Source organism: Pseudoalteromonas sp. BDTF-M6, from assembly GCF_018334135.1.
Lineage (GTDB): Bacteria > Pseudomonadota > Gammaproteobacteria > Enterobacterales > Alteromonadaceae > Pseudoalteromonas.
Genome location: NZ_JAGXTQ010000005.1, coordinates 175,221 through 195,663, shown reverse-complemented (window position 1 = coordinate 195,663; position 20,443 = coordinate 175,221). Strand labels below are relative to the sequence as shown.

The 20,443-nt window shown below is 48.4% G+C and carries 19 protein-coding genes and 6 tRNA genes; 7 read left to right on the top strand and 18 right to left on the bottom strand.

Annotation, left to right across the window (positions count from 1 at the left end):
* Positions 1–35 precede the first annotated feature (35 nt).
* A complete protein-coding gene (gene yejK, locus KD147_RS13250) occupies positions 36–1,043 on the bottom strand; it encodes a nucleoid-associated protein YejK (protein WP_105254761.1) in 1,008 nt (335 codons plus the stop codon).
* Between the two features lie 64 nt (positions 1,044–1,107).
* Between yejK and KD147_RS13245 the strand changes: the two genes are divergently transcribed.
* The 7 genes from KD147_RS13245 (at position 1,108) to KD147_RS13215 (ending at position 8,038) form a co-directional block, all read left to right on the top strand.
* Positions 1,108–1,320, top strand: coding sequence for a YejL family protein (locus tag KD147_RS13245; protein ID WP_105190744.1), 213 nt, complete (start codon positions 1,108–1,110; stop codon positions 1,318–1,320).
* A gap of 3 nt (positions 1,321–1,323) precedes the next feature.
* A complete protein-coding gene (locus tag KD147_RS13240; RefSeq protein ID WP_212548165.1) occupies positions 1,324–2,814 on the top strand; it encodes a DUF3413 domain-containing protein in 1,491 nt (496 codons plus the stop codon).
* 167 nt (positions 2,815–2,981) lie between these two features.
* Positions 2,982–3,437 (top strand): hypothetical protein, encoded by a 456-nt coding sequence (locus KD147_RS13235; RefSeq protein ID WP_212548164.1) that lies wholly within the window; start codon positions 2,982–2,984, stop codon positions 3,435–3,437.
* A 66-nt stretch (positions 3,438–3,503) separates the two neighbouring features.
* Positions 3,504–5,198: a bifunctional isocitrate dehydrogenase kinase/phosphatase gene (aceK, locus tag KD147_RS13230; RefSeq protein ID WP_212548199.1), complete on the top strand. Its 1,695-nt coding sequence runs from the start codon at positions 3,504–3,506 to the stop codon at positions 5,196–5,198.
* Positions 5,199–5,259: 61 nt separating this feature from the next.
* Positions 5,260–6,198, top strand: a complete 939-nt coding sequence (locus KD147_RS13225) for a LysR family transcriptional regulator (protein ID WP_105190748.1) — start codon at positions 5,260–5,262, stop codon at positions 6,196–6,198.
* Positions 6,199–6,528: 330 nt separating this feature from the next.
* On the top strand, positions 6,529–7,401 hold the full coding sequence (locus KD147_RS13220; RefSeq protein WP_212548163.1) for a KAP family P-loop NTPase fold protein: 873 nt from the start codon (positions 6,529–6,531) through the stop codon (positions 7,399–7,401).
* Positions 7,385–8,038: a hypothetical protein gene (locus tag KD147_RS13215; RefSeq protein WP_212548162.1), complete on the top strand. Its 654-nt coding sequence runs from the start codon at positions 7,385–7,387 to the stop codon at positions 8,036–8,038. The genes KD147_RS13220 and KD147_RS13215 overlap by 17 nt, the downstream gene beginning before the upstream one ends.
* Positions 8,039–8,461: 423 nt before the next feature.
* Here KD147_RS13215 and KD147_RS13210 read toward each other — a convergent pair.
* The 17 genes from KD147_RS13210 to aspS all read right to left on the bottom strand — a co-directional run bounded on the left by KD147_RS13210 (position 8,462) and on the right by aspS (position 20,382).
* Positions 8,462–8,552 (bottom strand) — tRNA-Ser (locus KD147_RS13210).
* A 106-nt stretch (positions 8,553–8,658) separates the two neighbouring features.
* Positions 8,659–9,702 (bottom strand): quinolinate synthase NadA, encoded by a 1,044-nt coding sequence (gene nadA, locus KD147_RS13205; RefSeq protein ID WP_105254752.1) that lies wholly within the window; start codon positions 9,700–9,702, stop codon positions 8,659–8,661.
* Between the two features lie 130 nt (positions 9,703–9,832).
* Positions 9,833–9,908, bottom strand: a tRNA-Lys gene (locus KD147_RS13200).
* A gap of 69 nt (positions 9,909–9,977) precedes the next feature.
* Positions 9,978–10,053 (bottom strand) — tRNA-Lys (locus tag KD147_RS13195).
* A 68-nt stretch (positions 10,054–10,121) separates the two neighbouring features.
* Positions 10,122–10,197: transfer RNA gene (locus tag KD147_RS13190), tRNA-Lys, on the bottom strand.
* Positions 10,198–10,220: 23 nt separating this feature from the next.
* Positions 10,221–10,296 (bottom strand) — tRNA-Lys (locus tag KD147_RS13185).
* 26 nt (positions 10,297–10,322) lie between these two features.
* A tRNA-Lys gene (locus KD147_RS13180) sits at positions 10,323–10,398 on the bottom strand.
* Positions 10,399–10,584: 186 nt separating this feature from the next.
* Positions 10,585–11,352 (bottom strand): tol-pal system protein YbgF, encoded by a 768-nt coding sequence (gene ybgF / locus KD147_RS13175; RefSeq protein WP_105254751.1) that lies wholly within the window; start codon positions 11,350–11,352, stop codon positions 10,585–10,587.
* A gap of 16 nt (positions 11,353–11,368) precedes the next feature.
* Positions 11,369–11,902 carry a peptidoglycan-associated lipoprotein Pal gene (gene pal, locus KD147_RS13170; protein ID WP_105190757.1) on the bottom strand — a complete coding sequence of 178 codons (534 nt, stop codon included), beginning with the start codon at positions 11,900–11,902 and terminating at the stop codon, positions 11,369–11,371.
* 123 nt (positions 11,903–12,025) lie between these two features.
* On the bottom strand, positions 12,026–13,381 hold the full coding sequence (gene tolB / locus KD147_RS13165) for a Tol-Pal system beta propeller repeat protein TolB (RefSeq protein ID WP_212548161.1): 1,356 nt from the start codon (positions 13,379–13,381) through the stop codon (positions 12,026–12,028).
* Positions 13,382–13,390: 9 nt separating this feature from the next.
* Positions 13,391–14,323, bottom strand: coding sequence for a cell envelope integrity protein TolA (gene tolA, locus KD147_RS13160; protein WP_105254749.1), 933 nt, complete (start codon positions 14,321–14,323; stop codon positions 13,391–13,393).
* Between the two features lies 1 nt (position 14,324).
* Positions 14,325–14,750 carry a protein TolR gene (tolR, locus tag KD147_RS13155; RefSeq protein ID WP_212548160.1) on the bottom strand — a complete coding sequence of 142 codons (426 nt, stop codon included), beginning with the start codon at positions 14,748–14,750 and terminating at the stop codon, positions 14,325–14,327.
* On the bottom strand, positions 14,737–15,438 hold the full coding sequence (gene tolQ / locus KD147_RS13150; RefSeq protein WP_212548159.1) for a protein TolQ: 702 nt from the start codon (positions 15,436–15,438) through the stop codon (positions 14,737–14,739). Before tolQ ends, tolR begins: the two co-directional genes overlap by 14 nt.
* Positions 15,439–16,305: 867 nt before the next feature.
* Entirely contained in the window at positions 16,306–17,310 is a 1,005-nt protein-coding gene (gene ruvB / locus KD147_RS13145) for a Holliday junction branch migration DNA helicase RuvB (protein WP_105254747.1), read from the bottom strand.
* A gap of 13 nt (positions 17,311–17,323) precedes the next feature.
* Positions 17,324–17,944, bottom strand: a complete 621-nt coding sequence (gene ruvA / locus KD147_RS13140; RefSeq protein ID WP_212548158.1) for a Holliday junction branch migration protein RuvA — start codon at positions 17,942–17,944, stop codon at positions 17,324–17,326.
* A 2-nt stretch (positions 17,945–17,946) separates the two neighbouring features.
* Positions 17,947–18,468 carry a crossover junction endodeoxyribonuclease RuvC gene (gene ruvC / locus KD147_RS13135; protein WP_105254745.1) on the bottom strand — a complete coding sequence of 174 codons (522 nt, stop codon included), beginning with the start codon at positions 18,466–18,468 and terminating at the stop codon, positions 17,947–17,949.
* A gap of 132 nt (positions 18,469–18,600) precedes the next feature.
* Entirely contained in the window at positions 18,601–20,382 is a 1,782-nt protein-coding gene (gene aspS / locus KD147_RS13130; RefSeq protein WP_105254744.1) for an aspartate--tRNA ligase, read from the bottom strand.
* Between the last annotated feature and the right edge of the window lie 61 nt (positions 20,383–20,443).

Genomic DNA, 20,443 nt, shown 5'->3' with positions numbered 1-20,443 from the left:
CTGGAAGCTCTCAGAGTTAAGAGTAGGTTTACACCCTACTCCTTGTCCAACTGCTCAAGCTGGTCTTTCAAATTAGGCGGCACGCCCTTGATGGTCAAGGTATCATTAACCGGGTCGTAAATAACCCGCTCACCTAAGTGCTTACGCTCAAAGCCAACACTCACACCGCCACCCATGCCGGAGAGCTTCACCATGCCGGTCACGGTCTTTTTATCGACCGGGAATGACTCGGCCAGATCGTAGTTTTGCTGCTGATAAAAATCGCTAAAGCTGTTGTCGTCATCCTTGCTGACAGCCTTACCGATTTCCTCGATTTGTGCGTCTTCGCCGCTACTTAGACGGTCACTGCAATAATCAAAGACTTCGCGGCGACGCTCATCTTTTTCTGTCTTGTCCAAGCCTTGCTCGCTTAAATAGTCCTCAACGGCGTTGAGCATGGAACGGCTTTGCTGTTTCGGGTCGATACCCTCTTCGCAGCCCAGAAAGTCTAGGAAGAAGTCGGCAACCTTACGCCCGGCTCGGCCCTTAATAAAAGAGATATAACGGTTATCGTCCGCTTGCGTGTCCCAGGCCGCCAAATCGATACGCGCCGCCAGTTGCATGCGCGTGATATCCAGGTGACGAGAGGAGGCGAGATCAAGCTCAGAGGTGATGCTGTAGTGCTCTTTAATGTTGATCAGGGCGATTAAGATATAGTCGGTAGCAACATACTGATAATGACAAAACACCAAATAACCGGTTTCATTAAAGGCATATTTATCAAGTTCTTCTTTTAATACCGTTGCGGCCTGCTCGGTAACCTGCCAAAAGCCGAGCTCATGATTACGGTAGCTTTGCATGGCACTTGCAACGACACTGCTTTTGTCCGCACTGAAGGCACAAAAACCTTTGCCGGGCTTGCCGTTATAGGCGTGATGTAACTGTTCAATAAACACATTAACGCGCTCATTGATGGGCATTTCGTCATTGCGCAAGTGAATTTGGGTATTATCGCCGTCTTTATCGACGTAATGTACAACCAGCTTCTTAACCTCAGTGGTCATCTTTGTTTTTCACTCCTACGGTGTTAAAATACAAGGACATATATAAATCAGTAATGAACCACCGATGCCAGCGTTATCCAAATATACCAATGAAGAAGTAGAACAACTTGTCGATCAGCTTGTCGCTGTACTTGCCGAAAAAAAGGCACCGGTTGATTTAAGCCTGATGTGTCTGGGCAATACTATCACGCATATTATTAAAGAGCATGTGCCCGAGGCAAAAAGAGCTGCCGTGGCGCAAAACTTTGCCAATGCCCTTACGGATTCGTTGAAGTAACCAATGAATCTGACAACGCAAAATCAATTTTCCTCTCGAGTCAGTCAGTTACTGGCCTGGGGCCACTGGTTTACCCTGGCTAATATTGGCCTTGCGTTGTTGCTTAGCCTTGCCTATTTGTTCGCCGATGCGCCCCCCACCACGGCCGTAGGCACCTTCTATATGGTGGTGACCTGGCTCAGCCACACCGCCTTTATTACCTTTTTAGCCTTTGTGCTGACCATTTTCCCTCTGTCTTTGATTTTCCCCTACCCCCGGCATATTCGCGGCATGGCCTCGGTGCTGGCAACGGTGGGAATGACGCTGCTGGCGGTGGATGCGTTTGTTTACTACAACCTGGGTTATCACCTTAACTACAGTGCACTGGGTGAGATTTTATCGCTGTTTTGGCGAAACGTGAGTAATACCCCGGCGCTATCTACCTTGTTGGTCAGTGCCTTTGTGCTGCTCATTTTAGCCTACCAGCTTATTGTCAGTAATTATGCCTGGCACCATCTGGGCGATCTTAAACGCCTGCGCATTGGCCGCACCATCACTACCACGCTAGTCGTCTGCTTTGCCCTGAGTCACAGCATTCATATTTGGGCGGATGCCGAGCTGAAGTTTGATATTACCAAGCAAGACAATATGTTGCCTCTGTCTTACCCGACTACGGCGAAGTCCTTGCTGGCCAAAAATGATTTACTGGATCTGAAACGTTACGAGCAAGAGCGCTCGGTCAATGTTAATGCGCCCAATGTCAGCTTTGTGATGCCGGCGCAACTACCTAGTTGCACCTTGGCTCCCGATGCCGCTGCGGTCGATATTCGCCTGTTTAGCACCAAGGCCGAATTAAGCCGTTTTCTTGAGGCCAACCCGACACTCGACAAAGTCGCCCCTATTTTACATCCGACCGACAGCGACGATACTATTTTCAATACCCTGTATGGTCTACCAAGCTATTACCGCCAAAGCATGAGCAAGGATCACATAGATCCCTTGTGGCGACGCCCGCCACTGACGCTAGAGACTAACTTAGCGCAATTTGATTTTATCCATGACGATGTCGAGGCCTTGGTTAAGGTCACGCTTGATGAGCACACCCAAGTGCAAGACACGCATATTGTCTTTGCCTTTACCCTTGAGGGCGATAGCAAAGAGGGTGTGACGACGATTAATCAGTTATGGAGCACAGATGCACGCCTGCAGGGTTTAGGTCATATCGTACAACCTCAAGATATACTTGCCACCGTACTTGCCGAGCAGTGGCAGTGCCCTGAACTCGGGGCCAGCGCCCTAATTGCCAATAACATGCTCAGTAATGGCAGCAAGCCCAATATCAATTACTCGCAAGGGGTGTTTATTGCCCTGCGCAAAGACCGCATTACCTTGCTGAGCAGCGACGGCAGCTATAAGCATATTTCTGCCAGCGAAGGCTTTAGTGTCGACCAAGAGCTTAACGTGCCGTTTTTAATTCAGGGCCTTAAGCAACTGAAACGCTTTAACGCCCAATAAGCTAGGGTCTTTGACCCTAGCCAGCAAAAAAAGACCTCACTTTCCCTTTCATACCTTTGTCTTACTATCGTGACATTCAAATTTAGTTCATCTATATTGGACTAGGAATGAGAATAATAATTAAGCGAGGTGAAACAGTGACTAGCAGATTAGCACTCCGAGGAAGTGTGTTAGTACTTAGCGCGGCGCTGCCTATCATGGGCCATGCCAATACCGACTATTTTAAGTGTCAAACCGAAGCTGGCACGGTATTTAGCCAGTTCCCTTGCAATAAAAATGCAACGGAGCAAACAGTAACACACTCCAACCCCCGCCATCAGGGCCCCAAAGAAGACTATTCAAAGCAGCTGACCGAGCTTGAGAAAGAAAACAAGCGCAACAGCATCAATATGCAAATTCGCAGCACCAAGCACAAGGTGGTGATGTTAAAACGCGAACGCAGCGCAAAAACCCTGGCCGAAGAGCAACGCTTGGAACGACTCATGTCGGATGATGAGCGCAAGTCCCTGAAAAAAGAGGTGCGCGTCAACATTAAAGACATCGAGCGTCGTTATACTCAGCGTATAAAAGAAACCGAGCAAAAGCTGGCAAGGTTAGAAAAGTCCCTGGCAAAATTTCAATAACGCTTGCAATGACTTAGGACCATGGCTTAAGGTAGCTTAGAGTTTATACTCTAGAAGGCTTTAATGGTGTATGCACAGGCAATAGCACAACAAATTCTTAACGGATTTTTTCATCACTACAAGTTGTTTCAATCGATCACGGCGCAGGCACCTCAGGCCTTTGCCACTCGTGATTGGGCGACCATGCGTCATATTGCCAGCCTACGCATTAGCTATTACGATACCCGCGTTAATGAAACCGTCGACACCCTGGCCTCGGTGGTTAACGACCCGGCGGATGATCCGCAACTGTGGATAGATACCAAGGAATGTTATCTGCAGTTTTTAGCCTTTCACCCACAGGCCGAGCTCGCGGAAACCTTTTATAACTCGGTGTTTTGTCGTTTATTTGAGCGCAAGTACTACAATAACGACTTTATCTTCGTCCAGGCGACCCTGGCCGATGCTCCGGCGCTGCCGGTGGAAGCGGAATATCGCAGCTACTTTCCCGTGGTTGAGGGCCTCAAGCCCACCATTCGCCAAATTATCACTCAATTTGAGTTTGGCTGCCCCTTTGCCAACCTCGAACGTGATATTCGATTGTTATTAAAGGCCTTTATGAAACAAGCCCCTGAGACTCATGTTAAAAGCCATCAAATGCGCTTCGATATCCTGCAGGCGCCTTTTTATCGCGGCCAAGCCGCCTATATCGTCGGCCGTATTGTCTCATCAACGGGATCCCAGCCTTTTATAATTGCGGTGTTACATGATCGAGACCGTGGCCTGTACATAGATGCCCTGCTGACCCGCTCATCACAGATGCGGGTGATCTTTGGTTTTGCCCGGGCTTATTTTATGGTGCAAACCCATGCGCCTTCGGCCTTAGTGCACTTTCTCAATCAATTGATGCCCGGCAAAACCAAGGCCGAACTGTATAATGCCATCGGCTTTCACAAGCAGGGCAAAACCGAATTCTACCGCGAGCTGCTGGCCCATATGCAACACGCCCACGAGCGCTTTGAACTGGCCGCCGGTACCCCGGGCATGGTGATGATGGTGATAAACCTGCCATCCTTCCCCTATGTTTTTAAAATCATTCGAGATCGCTTTGGCTCGAGTAAACCCTTCGGTAGAAAAACCGTGCTCGAGCGCTATCAGCTGGTTAAACGCCACGATCGGGTTGGCCGTATGGCCGACACCTGGGAATATTCCGACGTGGCCCTGCCCCTTAGCTGTTTTAGCGAAGAATTACTGCAACAGTTGGAAAACAGCATTGCCAATTCGATGCGCATCGAAGGGGATATGCTGATCATCAAACACCTGTATATTGAACGCCGCATGACACCACTCAACCTCTATTTACAAGAGGTCGACCAGGACAAAGCGGAGCATGCCATCATTGAATATGGCCAGGCGCTCAAAGAAATGATTGCCGCCAATATCTTTCCCGGCGACATGCTGTTGAAAAACTTTGGTGTGACCAAACATCAGCGTGTGGTGTTTTACGACTATGATGAGGTGCAATACCTCACCGACATGCAATTTCGCGAATTCGACCATGCTGACGAGCACAGTTTTTCGGTCGCCCCCAACGATGTGTTTCCAGCCCAGTTAACCACCTTTGTGCTGCCCAACCCAACACATAAAGACGTATTTATGCGCCATCATGGCGAGTTGACCGGCGCCGACTATTGGCAGCAGGCGCAACAAAAGATTGCCCGAGGCGAATATAAACAGGTCTATCCTTACCCCAACGAACAGCGCTTTATACACCTTTGGTAGCCTATTCGGCCGCCCAAGATTAAGCTAGACTAACCATAAATAAAATAAATGGCATAGCGGAATGAATATAAACAAAATTGATTTAAATCTTCTCGTTTATCTCGATACCTTGTTGCGCGAGTGTAATGTGACCAAGGCTGCCAATCAGCTCAGCATTACTCAGCCAGCCATGAGTAACGGCCTCAAGCGCCTGCGCAACCTGCTGAATGATCCCCTACTGGTGCGCACCAGCGAGGGCATGGTGCCGACAGAGCGCGCTTTGGAGCTGCAACCAGTGATCCGTGGGGTGCTGATGACCTTGGAAGAAACCTTGGCCCCTAACCGCGACTTTGAACCCGCCAGCAGTAAGCGCGTATTTCGCATTATGGCCAGCGACTATGCCGCCAGTACCCTGGCCCCCCGTTTATTGAGTAAATTGCACGCCGAGGCGCCGGATACCACCTTGGACATACTGACGCCCAGTGATGTGAATTTCCACGACGTTGAAAACGGCAAGGTGGATATGGCCCTCAACCGCTTTGAGAAGCTGCCCCAATCCTTCCACCATAAACGCATTTGGAAGGACAGCTTCTGCTGCCTGGTCAAATCCGACAACCCCATTTTGGAGCGCTTTAATTTAGAGAGTTATTTGCAGGCCAGACATATCTGGGTGAGTAAAACCGGTTTTGGCGTCGGTGTGGGTATGGACCCTAAAGATGTGCAAAAACTCGGCTGGGTTGACGAGGCCCTGGCACACTTTGGTAAACATAGAGACATTGCCACTTTCACGCGTAATTACCACGTAGCCATTCACCTAGCCAAAGAACTAAACCTGGTGGCCACCTTGCCCTCTAAGGCGGCGAAAATATACCAGGACGATCCGGGACTCACCATTTTAGAGCCGCCCTTCCCCATACCGCCGTTCGAGCTCGACATGATTTGGTCGCCACTGCTACATAGGGATGTGAGCCATATCTGGTTGCGGCAGAAAGTGGCAGAAGTGGCGCAGGAGTTGGCGTAGAATTTAAATGGCGCTCAACACCAACGAACGCCTCTATATTCATAGCAAAAGAGCCTAGTAAGTTATCTGGGCTCTTTTGTTTTAATGGGTGGCGTAAAGGAGTGAGTTCATCGCTAGTGAATGAACAACCCAAGGCAACGCCCCAGGGCCAAAGCTTGCGACCTGGAGGGATAAGCTTGCCTACATCCTGTAGGCAACCCTGCGGGCGCCTGCGCAGCTCAAAATGCTCCAGGCATTTTGTATTCCCTATTCTAGCCCTTGCATGCAATAAACGTATTCGTGTTAGCATTCACTGAGATACAAATTTGAATCTAAAAACAAGGAAGTGTTATGGCCTCAACTCGCCTATCACCAATTACCAACTGCAAATACAAAGAGTGGTTAGATGACTATACTTTCGGCAACTGCAAACTGAACAGATCTGAGTATGGAGAGTTCCTAGCAAGTTATATTACTGGGGAACATGATGGTTTCGTACTGAACCTAAATGGAGCTTGGGGAACGGGTAAAACCCAATTTCTAAAAAGGCTTTATTCATTATTGTGCTCAAAAGGCCATCCAACTATTTACATTGACGCTTGGGAGAGTGACTTTTCTGAATGCCCTTTATCAGTTGTCTCTAGTGAGCTTGTTAGTCAACTTTCATGTATTAACGAGAATATTGGCAGTGATTTGAAAAAAGTAAGCCGTGTACTTGGAAAAGCTTTAAAAGGAGTCACTATCGCAAGCGCTGGGTTATTATCAAAAGCAGCTTTAGGTGAAGCCAGTGCGGGTACAGAGATAGCAAAGTCTCTATTTAGTGAATCGGACCTTGGTTATTTAGAGCAAGTTAAAAAGGGTCATACTGAACAAGTAGACGCCATAAAAAAAATAAGAGTGGAGCTGGAGTGTTTGGCTGAAGTAATTCAAACAAACTATAAACATCAACTTCCAGTGATTGTATTAGTAGATGAATTAGACAGGTGTAGGCCAAACTATGCCATTGAAATGCTGGAGGTCATAAAGCACTTTTTTACTACTAAAAATTTCGTTTTTGTTATCGCGACCGATACAGAACAACTAAAGCATTCGATTAAAGCTGTATATGGCACTGAATTCAATTCATCGAACTATCTAAAGCGTTTTTTCAATAGAGAAGCTAGGCTTAGTGAGCCAGATATTAAGCACTATATAAGCTTAACTAATATTGAGATACCAAATTAATACTAAAGAGGTTACCCTGTATCCGGCCCTTCCACCTCATATTGTCAAAGACTCATTTATAACTTATCTCTACTGGATAGTTACCGCGTTCCGGCTTGAGATAAGAGCAATAGACCAGTTAGTTGCAAAGCTGAACGCTTGTCTCAGAGTTGCCAATGACACTTTCCGAGCAACTAATAAGAAACAATATGTAAATTTTTTCACTTTAATTATTGCTCTAGTTGAATTCGATAGAGATGAGGAGACTTTTAGATTACACAGTGACACATTTAATGCAGGCTCTCACATACACATAAAAAGTAAATTTTCGTCTATTGTTGTTGATGAAAATACTGCATATGAAACGTCTAGTTCAACTAAGTTCGATAAGATTTATGAGATCATGATGCACTATTCATATGAATACAGGCTCGACGTCTCACAACGGAGACCTGACTTGGGAATAATAAATGTACTTGGAAATAACAACAAAACTCGTATCCCACGTCCAGAAGGAAAAATAGCGGAAGCTGTATTGGAGTCGTTAAATGAATTTCTACAGAGATACCACGAGGAACAGCGTGCAGGTATAGATGTGAAACTTTGGCTTTGGAAAGACTACAAAACCATTGCCAAACTTGCAGGGAAACTCGAATAACGAGCGCCTAGATATTTGAATTAAGATAGGTTAATAAAGAAACATGATGTTCAAAACTATTCATCCATAAGCCACTAGCATTGAGCCTAATTACTGGTAGCCATTTGTAGCCACCTGCTTTTTACACAGGGCCAATAAACGGCCAAGCCTCACTGAATACGAGGCTTCGGGAATACATAGCGTAGAGGAGTAAGTTCACCGCGAGTGAACGAACAGCCTAAGGCAACGCCGCAGGGCCGAAGCTTGCGACCGGGAGGGATAAGCTTGCCTACATCCTTTAGGCAACCCTTCGGGCGCCTGCGCGGCTCAAAATGCTCCCGACATTTTGTCGAACCAGGGTTCTCATCAAGGCCACCCAGCTCAGCTGGTGCTGTTAAAACAAAAAAGCCCAGCTAACTAGCTGGGCTTTTTTGTTTTAATGCATGGCGGAGAGGGAGGGATTCGAACCCTCGATACGCTATTAACGTATACACGAGTTCCAGTCGTGCGCCTTCGGCCACTCAGCCACCTCTCCGCACTTTAACTGGGCTGCCGTAGCAGCGCCGCTTATACTAAGCAAAGGCTTTGTTTGTTGCAAGGTGTTTTTTACAAAACCAAATCAATTGCTTAGTAATCCGCCATTAGCGTGCCATGGCGGCGGTGAAATCAAGCATGCGGTTAAGCGAGCGTAAGGCGCCCTCGCGCAGTTCCATGTCCACAAACACTTCTTTGCCGCTTGGGTCAATCAGAGCTTCCTCAATGGCTTTTAAACCGTTCATCGCCATCCAGGGGCAATGTGCGCAGCTTTTACAGGTTGCACCCTCGCCTGCAGTCGGTGCTTCAAAAAATTCCTTCTCTGGGCATAGCTGCTGCATCTTATAGAAGATACCGCGGTCGGTGGCAACGATAAACTTCTGGTTATCCATTTCCTGCGCCGCTTTAATCAGCTGACTTGTTGAACCAACGGCATCGGCCAGCTCAACAATCTCGGCCGGTGACTCGGGGTGAACCAAAATCGCCGCATCCGGATGCAAGGCCTTCATGTCTTGCAATGCCTTGGTTTTAAACTCGTCATGAACGATACAGGCACCATTCCACATGATCATATCGGCACCGGTTTGCTTTTGGATATAGCTGCCAAGGTGCTTATCCGGACCCCAGATAATTTTCTCGCCTTCGCTATCAAGATGCTCAACAATTTCCAGTGCGCACGATGAGGTCACAATCCAATCAGCACGCGCCTTAACCGCAGTTGAGGTGTTGGCATACACCACTACTTTACGATCTGGGTGCTGATCACAAAACTCACTAAAGGCATCGATAGGACAACCCACGTCCAGCGAACAGGTCGCCTCCAGGGTTGGCATGACCACGGTTTTATTCGGCGTCAGGATCTTAGCCGTTTCACCCATGAAGCGAACACCGGCAACGATGATCATATCTGCTTGCTCTTGACGTGCGCCAAAACGAGCCATCTCTAAAGAGTCGGCAACACAGCCACCGGTTTCTTCCGCGAGCGCCTGAATTTCAGGGTCGGTATAGTAGTGCGCGACTAATACGGCATTCTTCTCTTTCAGCAATTGCTTAATACGCTCTTTGTAGGCGAGCTTTTCGGCATCGGAAAGAGGAGCTGGCTTAGGAGGAAAAATATAGTCCTCTGGCATGATCTGTTGGCTAATACCCATACTGATAATACTATTCTAGGTTACGAAATACTGGGTCAATTATACGAAACTATGGCGATAAAAAGAAGCTATGCGCTAGGGTTCGAGAAGATAGTTAGTAACTAGTTAGTTTAAAAGGGAATAAAGAAAGTGGTGGGTCATGATGGATTCGAACCATCGACCAATGGATTAAAAGTCCACTGCTCTACCAGCTGAGCTAATGACCCGCTCTGGTGTAATGAGCCAATAAGATGTCGGCACATTAAGCGCTATTCATAATAGCAGGGGGAGATTGATGGTGGGTCATGATGGATTCGAACCATCGACCAATGGATTAAAAGTCCACTGCTCTACCAGCTGAGCTAATGACCCGCCCGGGTTGTTAATATGTTTAAGGCGTTATGACTAACGTCAACAAGTTAACAGTATTGATTCTAACGTGGTGGGTCATGATGGATTCGAACCATCGACCAATGGATTAAAAGTCCACTGCTCTACCAGCTGAGCTAATGACCCAACATTAGAATCGATTTAGCAATTGGTGGGTCATGATGGATTCGAACCATCGACCAATGGATTAAAAGTCCACTGCTCTACCAACTGAGCTAATGACCCAACGCTGTGCTAAATATTACATAAAGTGGTGGGTCATGATGGATTCGAACCATCGACCAATGGATTAAAAGTCCACTGCTCTACCAGCTGAGCTAATGACCCACTTTATGTAATTTGCTGCAGAAAATTCCCTGAGTGGTTATCCCCTGCTGCGGGCGCTTATAATACTTATTTAAAATCCAAGTGCAATACAAATACTCGGTTTTTTTTAGTTTTTCCTTTTAGTTGCCTAATTTTAGACCGCTTTAGCTACAAAGCAGTCTAAAACCTAACAACTAGCAATTTCGGCTACAACTTGCTAACACGTTCGGCGGCTAATGTTGCTGCCGTAGTATTAGGGTATTGCGTGATAACCTCATTAAACAATTGCTTAGCTCTGGCCAACTGACCTTGCTGTTGTTCCAGGGTACCGAGCTTAAGAAGTGCATCCGGGCGCTTGCTAGAATCGCTGTATTGATTCACCACGGTCTCAAAATGAGATTTAGCACCGGCCGTGTCCCCCTTAATGGTCAACAATTGTCCCAACCAGTAATGGGCATTGGCCGCATATACAGAGTTAGGATAGTTTTGTAGAAACGCCTTGAACTCAGGAATCGCGGCATCATAGCGCTTATCCTGCATAATCAGCTTCACCGCTTTGTCGTACGCTTGGTTTTCCGACAGGTCGGTGCTGACCACTGTGGTGTTTAAGCCACTGTCAGGCTGCTGTGTTGGCGTTTGCGGCATATCGTAGCTAGGTTGCTGCGTATAAGCGGCGCTAACACGGTTTTCAATCTCTTGATAAAGCTCACGCTGACGTTGCAATACCTTCTCGAGCTTGTAGCTATGCTCTTCGGTGATGCCACGCAATTGGCTCACTTCATCCTGTAACATATCGAGCTGCTGCTGCAGGTTGGCTTGCATAATGTTGCGAGATTGCATCATTTGCTCAAGTCGACTTAAACGCTGCTCGATGCTTGATTCGCTGGCAGTGGCCTCAGAAACAGGAGCGGGAGCAGCCCAAACATGGGTGCTCCCGCTCATGAGTAAGGCTGCCAAAATAAGTTTCGGCTTCATCATTACTCTACCGATTTTAGTATACTAATACCGCACGGCGGTTTTGAGCAAACGCTTCTTCGTTGCGTGCTTTGATCATTGGCTTCTCTTCGCCATAGCTCACAACTGACATTTGGTTTGCGTTAACGCCAAGGCTTAGAAGGTATTTTTCAACCGACTGACCACGGCTCTCACCCAGGGCGATGTTGTACTCAGGAGTACCACGCTCATCCGCGTGACCTTCGATAAGTACTTTAACCGATGGGTTTTCGATTAGGAATTGAGCGTGCGCTTGAAGTAGCTCAGCGTACTTGCTTTGGATAGTAGCACGGTCAAAGTCGAAGTGGATGATCTGCTGCTGGCGAAGTTCTTCGTACTTTTTACGTAGTTTTTCTTCTGCAGTTTCTACGCGCTCAACAGTTTCAACTTCTACAGTATCAGTTGTTTGGGTTTCAACTTGGTTAGTTTCGTTGGCTTGGCCTTCATCTAGGTTTGATGAAGAGCTACATGCTGCTAGTGTCATTACTGGCACTGCAACAAGCAGGCTTTTTAACAGTTTATTAAGTTGCATTGAGTACATTCCTATTATTGATTTAGTGAAACCATCACCTGATTTTCAATTTTTCTTACTATAGTGCGCCAATCGCACAAACATCAAGTTTATGCGATTAAAGCTGACTACACCCTTAGCGAATTACAAAAATGGCGACCATGCCGGCGACTTAACCTGACCGTCGAGCACAGGTAAACGCGCTTTAAAACGACCATCCATCGACACCAAAGCCAATACATTTTTATTGTTATGCATGGTGCTGTATATAATCATTGAGCCATTGGGCGCAACGCTTGGTGATTCGTCCAAGCGAGTTCGAGTCAACACATGGAAATTCCCGTTATCAAGGCTTTTCTTGGCAATATGGTATTGACCTAGAGTCCGGTTAACCATGATCAAATGTTTACCATCTGGGGTCACCGAGCCATTAAGGTTCATATCGCCGTCGAAAGTCATACGCTGTACTCGACCCGAGTCTAAATTTAACTTATAAATCTGGGCATTACCACCTCTTTCAGAGGTAAACATCAGCTCTTTACCGTTAGGGTGCCAAGTTGGCTCCGTGTCTATGCTACGGTGGCGTGTTAAGCGGCGTTCCTGCTTAGTAATTAAGTCGTATAAATACAATTCTGTGGCACCGGTACGGTCTTTTGACAGCACCATAGCCAGCTTAGTGCCATCGGGTGAAAACTGCGGTGCACCATTGATCCCTGGGTGGCTGGTGATCAACTGACGCTGACCGGTATAAATGTCCTGAATAAAGATTTGGCTCTGACGGTTTTCAAAGGTGACATAGGCCAGCTTATTGCCATCCGGTGACCAAGAAGGTGACATCAGTGGCTCTTTAGAACGCAATAACACCTGCTCGTTAAAGCCGTCGTAATCGGCAACCACTAGCTGATAAGGCTTAGCGTCCTGCTCGCGCACTATGATGTAAGCAATTTTAGTTAAAAAGGCGCCGCGCTCGCCAGTCAAGGCTTCATACACCACATCACTGATACGGTGGCCATAACGACGGAAGCTAGACGCAGAGATCACGGTTTCGCGCGCATCAAGCACATGGTCTTCGCTGTTCACCAACTGACCATTATTAAGCACCCGAGTTTGCCCGCCGGTGATCTGACCGCGCAACACGTCGATTAGCTCGAAGCTAACCAGGTAACGGCCCCCCGATTGCTGCTCCACTGTGCCCACCACAATAGCCTCAACACCGCGCTGGGCCCAGGCGCCATAGTCGACATCAGCATCCGAGTTCGGGCGCTGCGGCATATCGATATTGGCAACAGGCTTAAATTTACCACTGCGGCGTAAGTCCGCAGCAACCACTTCGCTGATGGGCATGGGCATCTCACCCGTGCCTTTATAGGCAAAAGGCACCACGGCGATAGGTCGCGCACTGTCGACCCCTTCGGTGATCACAATCTCCAGCGCTGCCTGAGCCCACATGCTCATGCTTGCCAGTAAAGACACTGCCACTAAGCGGCATAATCTAACCATAACTTTCCCCTAAAACTCTGGTTTAACCGTTAAGTTAATATTTTTCAATTCTTCAAACACGTCGCGGTCTTTTGATACCGGTAGCGTATCGGCACGGCGCACGGCACGCACTGCGGCCTCACAAACTTGTCTATCGCCACCGAGCGAATTAACGCTGGTCACCAGGCCATTAAAGGCCAACTTAATATTAAGGCGACATTCTTTACCGCGGAAACTTTCGTCCAACAGCAGGTTCTGCTGAATACGCTGGCCGATCAAGGCACGGTATTTATCCACCTCGGAAAGCACCTGCTGACGTCGCGCCTTGGCACGCACCGCTTGCTCGGCGGCCAGCTGCTCTTGCATTAGCTGTTCGGCGAGGGCTTTTTGACGGGCCTCTTCGGCCTTACGCTTGGCTTCTGCTTCTTTGCGTTTGCGCTCTTCTTCGGCTTTACGCGCCGCTTCTTCTTCCTTACGGCGCTTTTCTGCGGCAGCCTTGGCGGCTTTTTCAGCCTTTTCCTTTTCTAGCTGCGCTTTCTTCGCCTTATCACGCTCTTTGCGCTCAATCTCGCGAGCACGTTTGGCTTCGGCTTCCGCTTTTTTACGCTCTTGTTCCTTGGCTTTACGCTCTTGCTCTAGCTTCTTGATGCGATTGGCTTCTTCCTGACGCTTGCGCTTTGCCTGCTCGGCACGCTTTTCCAATTCGCGAATACGTTGCTGCTCGGCGCGTTTTTTCTCTTCTTCTTGCTTACGCAGTTCATCGATGCGTTTTTGCACCTGCTTTTGATCCACCGCCACCGCATCCACGGCTTTTTGCGGCGTATCTTCATTGCTCGGGGCGTTGAGCGTCACCGTCATCACCTCAGGTGTTGACGGGCGAAAGTAAGTGACACCCACGAGTATGGCGATCATAAGCACATGCAAGCCAGCAGAGATCAGAAGTGGGATTTTAAACTGCTGCATATTATTCCTCGAATGACTCCGTCATCAAACCCACCTCGGGAACGCCTGCGCGTTTAAGAAAATCCATCAGTCGCAGTACTTCTTGATAACTGACCTGACCCGAGCCCTTGATCATCACCGGCGTTTTTGGATTTTGATCCAGCTTCAACTTAATGACCGCAGCCACATCTATGGCTTCCATCGGTGCTTCGGGATCGGTGCCAACGCTGACATAGTATTTACCGTCGGCATCGATAGAGGCAATGATCGGCGGCTCACTCTTGGTGTCCACCAATTCCGACTGCTCCATTTTCGGCAGCTCGACCTTGACGCCATGGGTGATCAACGGAGCGGTGGCCATAAAGATAATTAACAACACCAACATCACGTCGATGTAAGGAACGACGTTGATCTCCGAGACCGGACGACGCTTCTTACGCTGATACATGGCTTTTCACCTCTTGTGTCAGAGTCTGACGGTGTAGGATATTGGCAAACTCTTCCATAAAGTTGCCGTAGTAAGACTCGATCTTTTCCATTTTGGTGGCAAAACGGTTGTAGGCGATTACCGCAGGAATAGCGGCAAACAGACCCATGGCCGTTGCAATCAAGGCCTCGGCGATACCCGGGGCAACCATTTGCAAGGTCGCTTGTTTTACCTCACCGAGCGCAATAAAGGCATTCATGATCCCCCACACGGTACCGAATAGACCGATATATGGGCTGATAGAACCGATAGTGGCGAGGAAAGACAGGCTGTTTTCTAATTTTTCAATCTCGCGAGAAAGGGCAACACGCATGGCACGATGTGGACCATCAATCCCCAGCGCGGCAGCGGACAGGTTGTTTTTCTTAGCGCGGGCAAATTCTTTAAAGCCCGAGGTGAAAATGGCTTCGATGCCTTCACTTTGCGTACCGCGAGCAGAAATTTCGTTATACAGCTTAGAGAGGTCAACACCAGACCAAAAACGGGATTCAAACTTTTTCGCATTCGTTAGGGCGCTGCTGAGGATTTTACGGCGCTGAATGATAATGGCCCATGAAATCACCGAAAGGGCGACTAGGGTAAGCATCACCAGCTGAACTAAAAAGCTGGCTTTTAAAATTAGATCAATAAAGTTTAATCCTGAATCCACGTCTTTTCTCCTGAGGCGCAGTATATTGCTATTAACTGTATCCGCGCTCGATACAGCGTACGACACACAATGAACTCTAGTGTACCCAGTCGTAATTGCGCTGACAATGACCTTGCCATGAATTGCCACAAAGCGCCGATAAATAGCCGCTAGCGGTAGTTAACAAGCAGGTCCACCGATACTTAGTTGGGCCCATTAAAATGCGAAAAAGTTCCAAAAAACTAGATTTTATGCAAATTAATCGCATAAGCTGTCATTTTGCTTATATACAACAAGTTAAAAAATAGTAATTCTAATAGAACAAAAAAAGCACAAAAATAATAATAACCTTATATTTCATAGGATAAGACGCATAAGTTAGTATGTGTTGTGCAAAATATCATCTTGAAGATTTTATTCGGTATTAGTTTTTTTTATCCGAAAAAAATAATTTTTCTAGTTTGAAGAAAACCTGCTACCGCTTTATTATTCTCCCTGTACTGAGCTAGCGCAACCAACTATGGCTCTATTGCACAGTTCATGAGGTGGTTTCTGATTCCCCACCTCACACCATCGGCTGTTTCATCCTACTAATGAGCAGCTGATGTGTTCCTCGGATTTACTTCCTTCAACTTGTTGTTTAGCCCGCTCTATAGCGGGCTTTTTTTTGCCTGAATCAAGCTCAGGCACAGACCCTAATCGGTTCAGCCTTAATCCGCTGTGAATCAAAAGCCGTATGACAACCAATTAGCACCCCAGTGCTAAAACAAATAGCACTTGTAAAACAAGCAGCTATCTAACTGCCCCAGCAACGGGCATAAAAAAGCCGAGCGTAGGGCTCGGCTGATTAGGGCTTGGCTAATAAGGTGCGATTATTCACACCCTGATTTAGGTGGCCTTATGCAAACCAAAGTGAGCATAGGCATGATCGGAGACAATTCGCCCTCTTGGAGTACGCTGAATAAAACCTTGTTGGATCAAATAAGGCTCAATCACATCCTCAATGGTTTCTTTTTCTTCGCCTATGGCGGCGGCGAGGTTATCCAAACCAACCGGCCCACCCATAAACTTCTCGATGATCGCCAGTAAATACTTACGATCCATGTAATCAAAACCGCTTTTATCGACATCCACCATATCCAAGGCCTGTGCGGCAATATCGGCGCATACGCTGCCATCGCCCTTGACCTCGGCAAAGTCACGAACGCGGCGCAACAAGCGGTTAGCAATACGCGGCGTGCCACGTGAGCGCTTAGCCACCTCATAGGCGCCCTGCTCGTCAATGCTTAAACCCAGGTGTGTCGCTGAGCGCTTAACGATGGCGGCCAGGTCATCCACATTGTAAAATTCCAGGCGCTGGACAATACCGAAACGGTCGCGCAGCGGTGAGGTTAAAGAGCCGGCACGAGTGGTGGCGCCGATCAGGGTAAAAGGCGGTAAATCCAGCTTGATTGAGCGCGCCGCCGGGCCCTCACCTATCATGATATCGAGCTGGTAATCCTCCATCGCCGGATAGAGAATTTCCTCCACATGGGGACTCATGCGGTGGATTTCATCAATAAAGAGCACATCGTGGGCTTCTAAATTGGTCAACAGAGCCGCCAGGTCGCCGGCTTTTTCCAGCACGGGACCTGAGGTGGTTTTAATGCTCACTTCAAGCTCATTGGCGACAATATTGGCCAAGGTGGTTTTACCCAAACCCGGCGGACCGAAAATAAGCAGGTGATCCAGGGCCTCACTGCGAGAACGCGCCGCCTCGATAAAGATATCCATTTGCTGCTTTACATGAGGCTGACCATGATAGTCCGCCAGCAGCTTAGGTCGAATGGCCCTATCGACCACGTCTTCATTGCCCTGCTGCTGGGGCTCTATTAGTCTATCCGCTTCTATCATTCACTTATCTCTGTTACAGCATCGCCTTAAGCGCTTGCTTGATCATTTGCTCTGAGGTCATCGCTTCCTGAGCAATGGCTTTCACCGCTTTTGTTGCCTGACTATTCTTATAACCCAAGGCTTCCAGAGCGGCAATAGCGTCGTCTGTGGCGTTGGCCGTAACCAGCGTGCCGTTACTGGCGCCACTGACAGGTGCCGCATCCGTGTAAGGGGTGAATAGATCCGGCCCCCAGTCTTTGAGCCTGTCTTTCATTTCTAATACTAAACGCTCGGCGGTTTTCTTGCCTACCCCGGGCAATTTCACCAGGGTGCTGGCATCACCATGATGGACACAATGAATAAACTGCTCCGCCGACATGCCCGAGAGAATGCCTAAACCGAGTTTGGGGCCCACACCATTGGCTTTTAACAGCTCACGAAACAGCGCCCGCTCGCTTTTGGTATTAAAGCCAAATAGCAGTTGTGCATCTTCACGCACGACAAAATGGGTAAACAGAGTGACGTCTTCGCCGCACTCCGGCAAGGCATAAAAACAGCTCATGGGTAAACTGATTTCATAGCCCACACCGGCCACATCCACCAGCACTTCTGGGGGCTGCTTTTCGACTAATTGTCCGCGAATTCTTCCTATCATCTTTACCTCAAACGACCGCGCACGGTTTTGTGCGCTTGGCCGGCTAATTTAATCAGGTTTTGTTGTGAGTGGCCGTGACACATGGCAATGGCCAGGGCATCGGCGGCATCCGCCTGAGGCGTCGCTGGCAGCTTCAAAATATGCTTAACCATGTGTTGAACTTGTGCTTTTTCTGCAGAGCCCTTACCCACTACCGCTTGTTTGACCTGGCGGGCTGAGTACTCGTGCACGCCTAATTCAGCCATGGTGGCGGCGACGATGGCGGCACCACGGGCCTGACCCAGCTTGAGTGCCGAGTCCGGGTTGTGAGCCATAAATACCTGCTCAATGGCAAAGGCGTCGGGATTAAACTGAGCGATCAACTGGGTGACGCCCTGGTAGATCATTTTTAAGCGCGTTGGAAACGCGTTATCGCCAAGCTTAATGCAGCCGCTGCCCAGATAGACAAATCGCTGTCCTTGTTGGCGCACCACGCCGTAGCCGGTGAATCGCGAGCCCGGGTCAATCCCCAAAATAATACTCACCCAGAAACCTTATTTTTATTCTTGCACCGAACAATGGTAACTGTATGGATGACCAGTGTAAAGGCGAGGCGCAAGAAAAAAGCGGCCTCAGCCGCTTTTTAAGATTGAACGCGTTTGTCTATCTGGAAAGGGTTATTCACCCTGCTCCGCGTTTGCTTTTGGTGCAATCGCAATAGCCAGTTCTTTTAACGCTTCTGGGTTGGCATAGCTTGGCGCATCCGTCATCAAGCACGACGCCTGAGTGGTTTTCGGGAAGGCAATCACGTCACGAATGTTGTCGGTACCACATAGCAGCATGACCAAACGGTCAAGACCGAACGCCAGACCCGCGTGCGGAGGCGTACCGTACTTCAAGGCATCCAGTAGGAAGCCAAACTTCTCTTGCTGCTCTTGCTCTTCGATACCCAGGATACGGAAAGCCGCTTGTTGCATGGCGTTGCTGTGAATACGCACAGAGCCACCACCGACTTCGTAGCCATTTAATACCATGTCGTAGGCATCGGATAGCGTGCCTGCCGGGTTGGCTTCCAGCTCCTCTGGGCTTACGCCTTTTGGTGCCGTGAATGGGTGGTGTACCGCGTGCAGGTTGCCCTCGTCGTCTTCTTCAAACATAGGGAAGTCAACAACCCAAAGCGGTGCCCACTTGCTTAAGTCCGTTAGCTCCAGATCTAAACCAACTTTCAAGCGCAATGCGCCCATGGCTTCGTTAACCACGTTGCGACTATCGGCACCAAATAGAATGATGTCGCCGGTTTGTGCATTGGTGCGCTCAAGCAAGGCGGTGATCACGTCTTCGTTTAAGAACTTAGCGATGGGCGATTGGACCCCTTCAACACCGGCGTCACGGTCGTTAACCTTCATCCAAGCCAGGCCCTTGGCGCCATAGATGCCGATAAACTTGGTGTATTCATCGATTTGCTTACGTGAAAGCGACGCACCACCTGGTACGGTCAGTACCGCTACACGGCCTTTTTCGTCGTTGGCCGGGCCCGAGAATACTTTAAACTCAACGTCTTTTACCAGGTCGGCAACGTCGATAAGTTCCATTGGGTTACGTAGGTCCGGCTTATCCGAGCCGAAGCGACGCATGGCTTCTTCGTGACCCATCACAGGGAATTCGCCAAGGTCAACGTTTAGTAGCTCTTGCCACATATCACGAATCAGTTTTTCGGTGATGGCACGAACCTGATCCGACGTCATAAACGAGGTTTCGATATCGATCTGGGTGAATTCAGGCTGACGGTCGGCACGTAGGTCTTCGTCACGGAAACATTTCACGATTTGATAATAGCGATCGAAACCTGACATCATCAGTAACTGTTTAAATAGCTGCGGAGACTGTGGCAAGGCGTAGAAGCTACCATGGTGTACACGGCTAGGTACCAAGTAGTCCCGAGCACCCTCTGGTGTCGCTTTAGTCAATACCGGCGTTTCGATATCAAGGAAGTCGTTGCTATCCAAGAAACGGCGCACAAAGCTTGATGCCTTGGCACGCAGTTTAATACGATCGCTCATCTCCAGGCGACGCAGGTCAAGATAACGGTATTTAAGGCGGCGCTCTTCCGAGTTCTGCTGGTTAAAGTCCAGTGGTAAGGCTTCGGCACGGTTGATGATCTCAAGACCAGTGCCAAGAATTTCAACTTCACCGGTGGCCATATCTTTATTTACTTGGCTTTCTGGGCGCGCACGCACCACACCTTTGATCTGGACACAGAATTCTTGACGAAGTTTATTGGCAATGTCCATCAAGCCTTCGACTTCAGGGTCGAACACCACCTGCACTAGGCCTTCGCGGTCACGCACGTCGACGAAGATCAAACCACCTAAATCACGGCGTTTGTTGATCCAACCACAAAGAGTAACCTCTTGGTCGACATGGCTTTTGTTCAAGTGTCCGCAATATATAGAGCGCATAATATTCCTGTTTTAATTGTAAGCGCGTGAGCTAAATGCACGCAGTGGCCAAATAAATTGC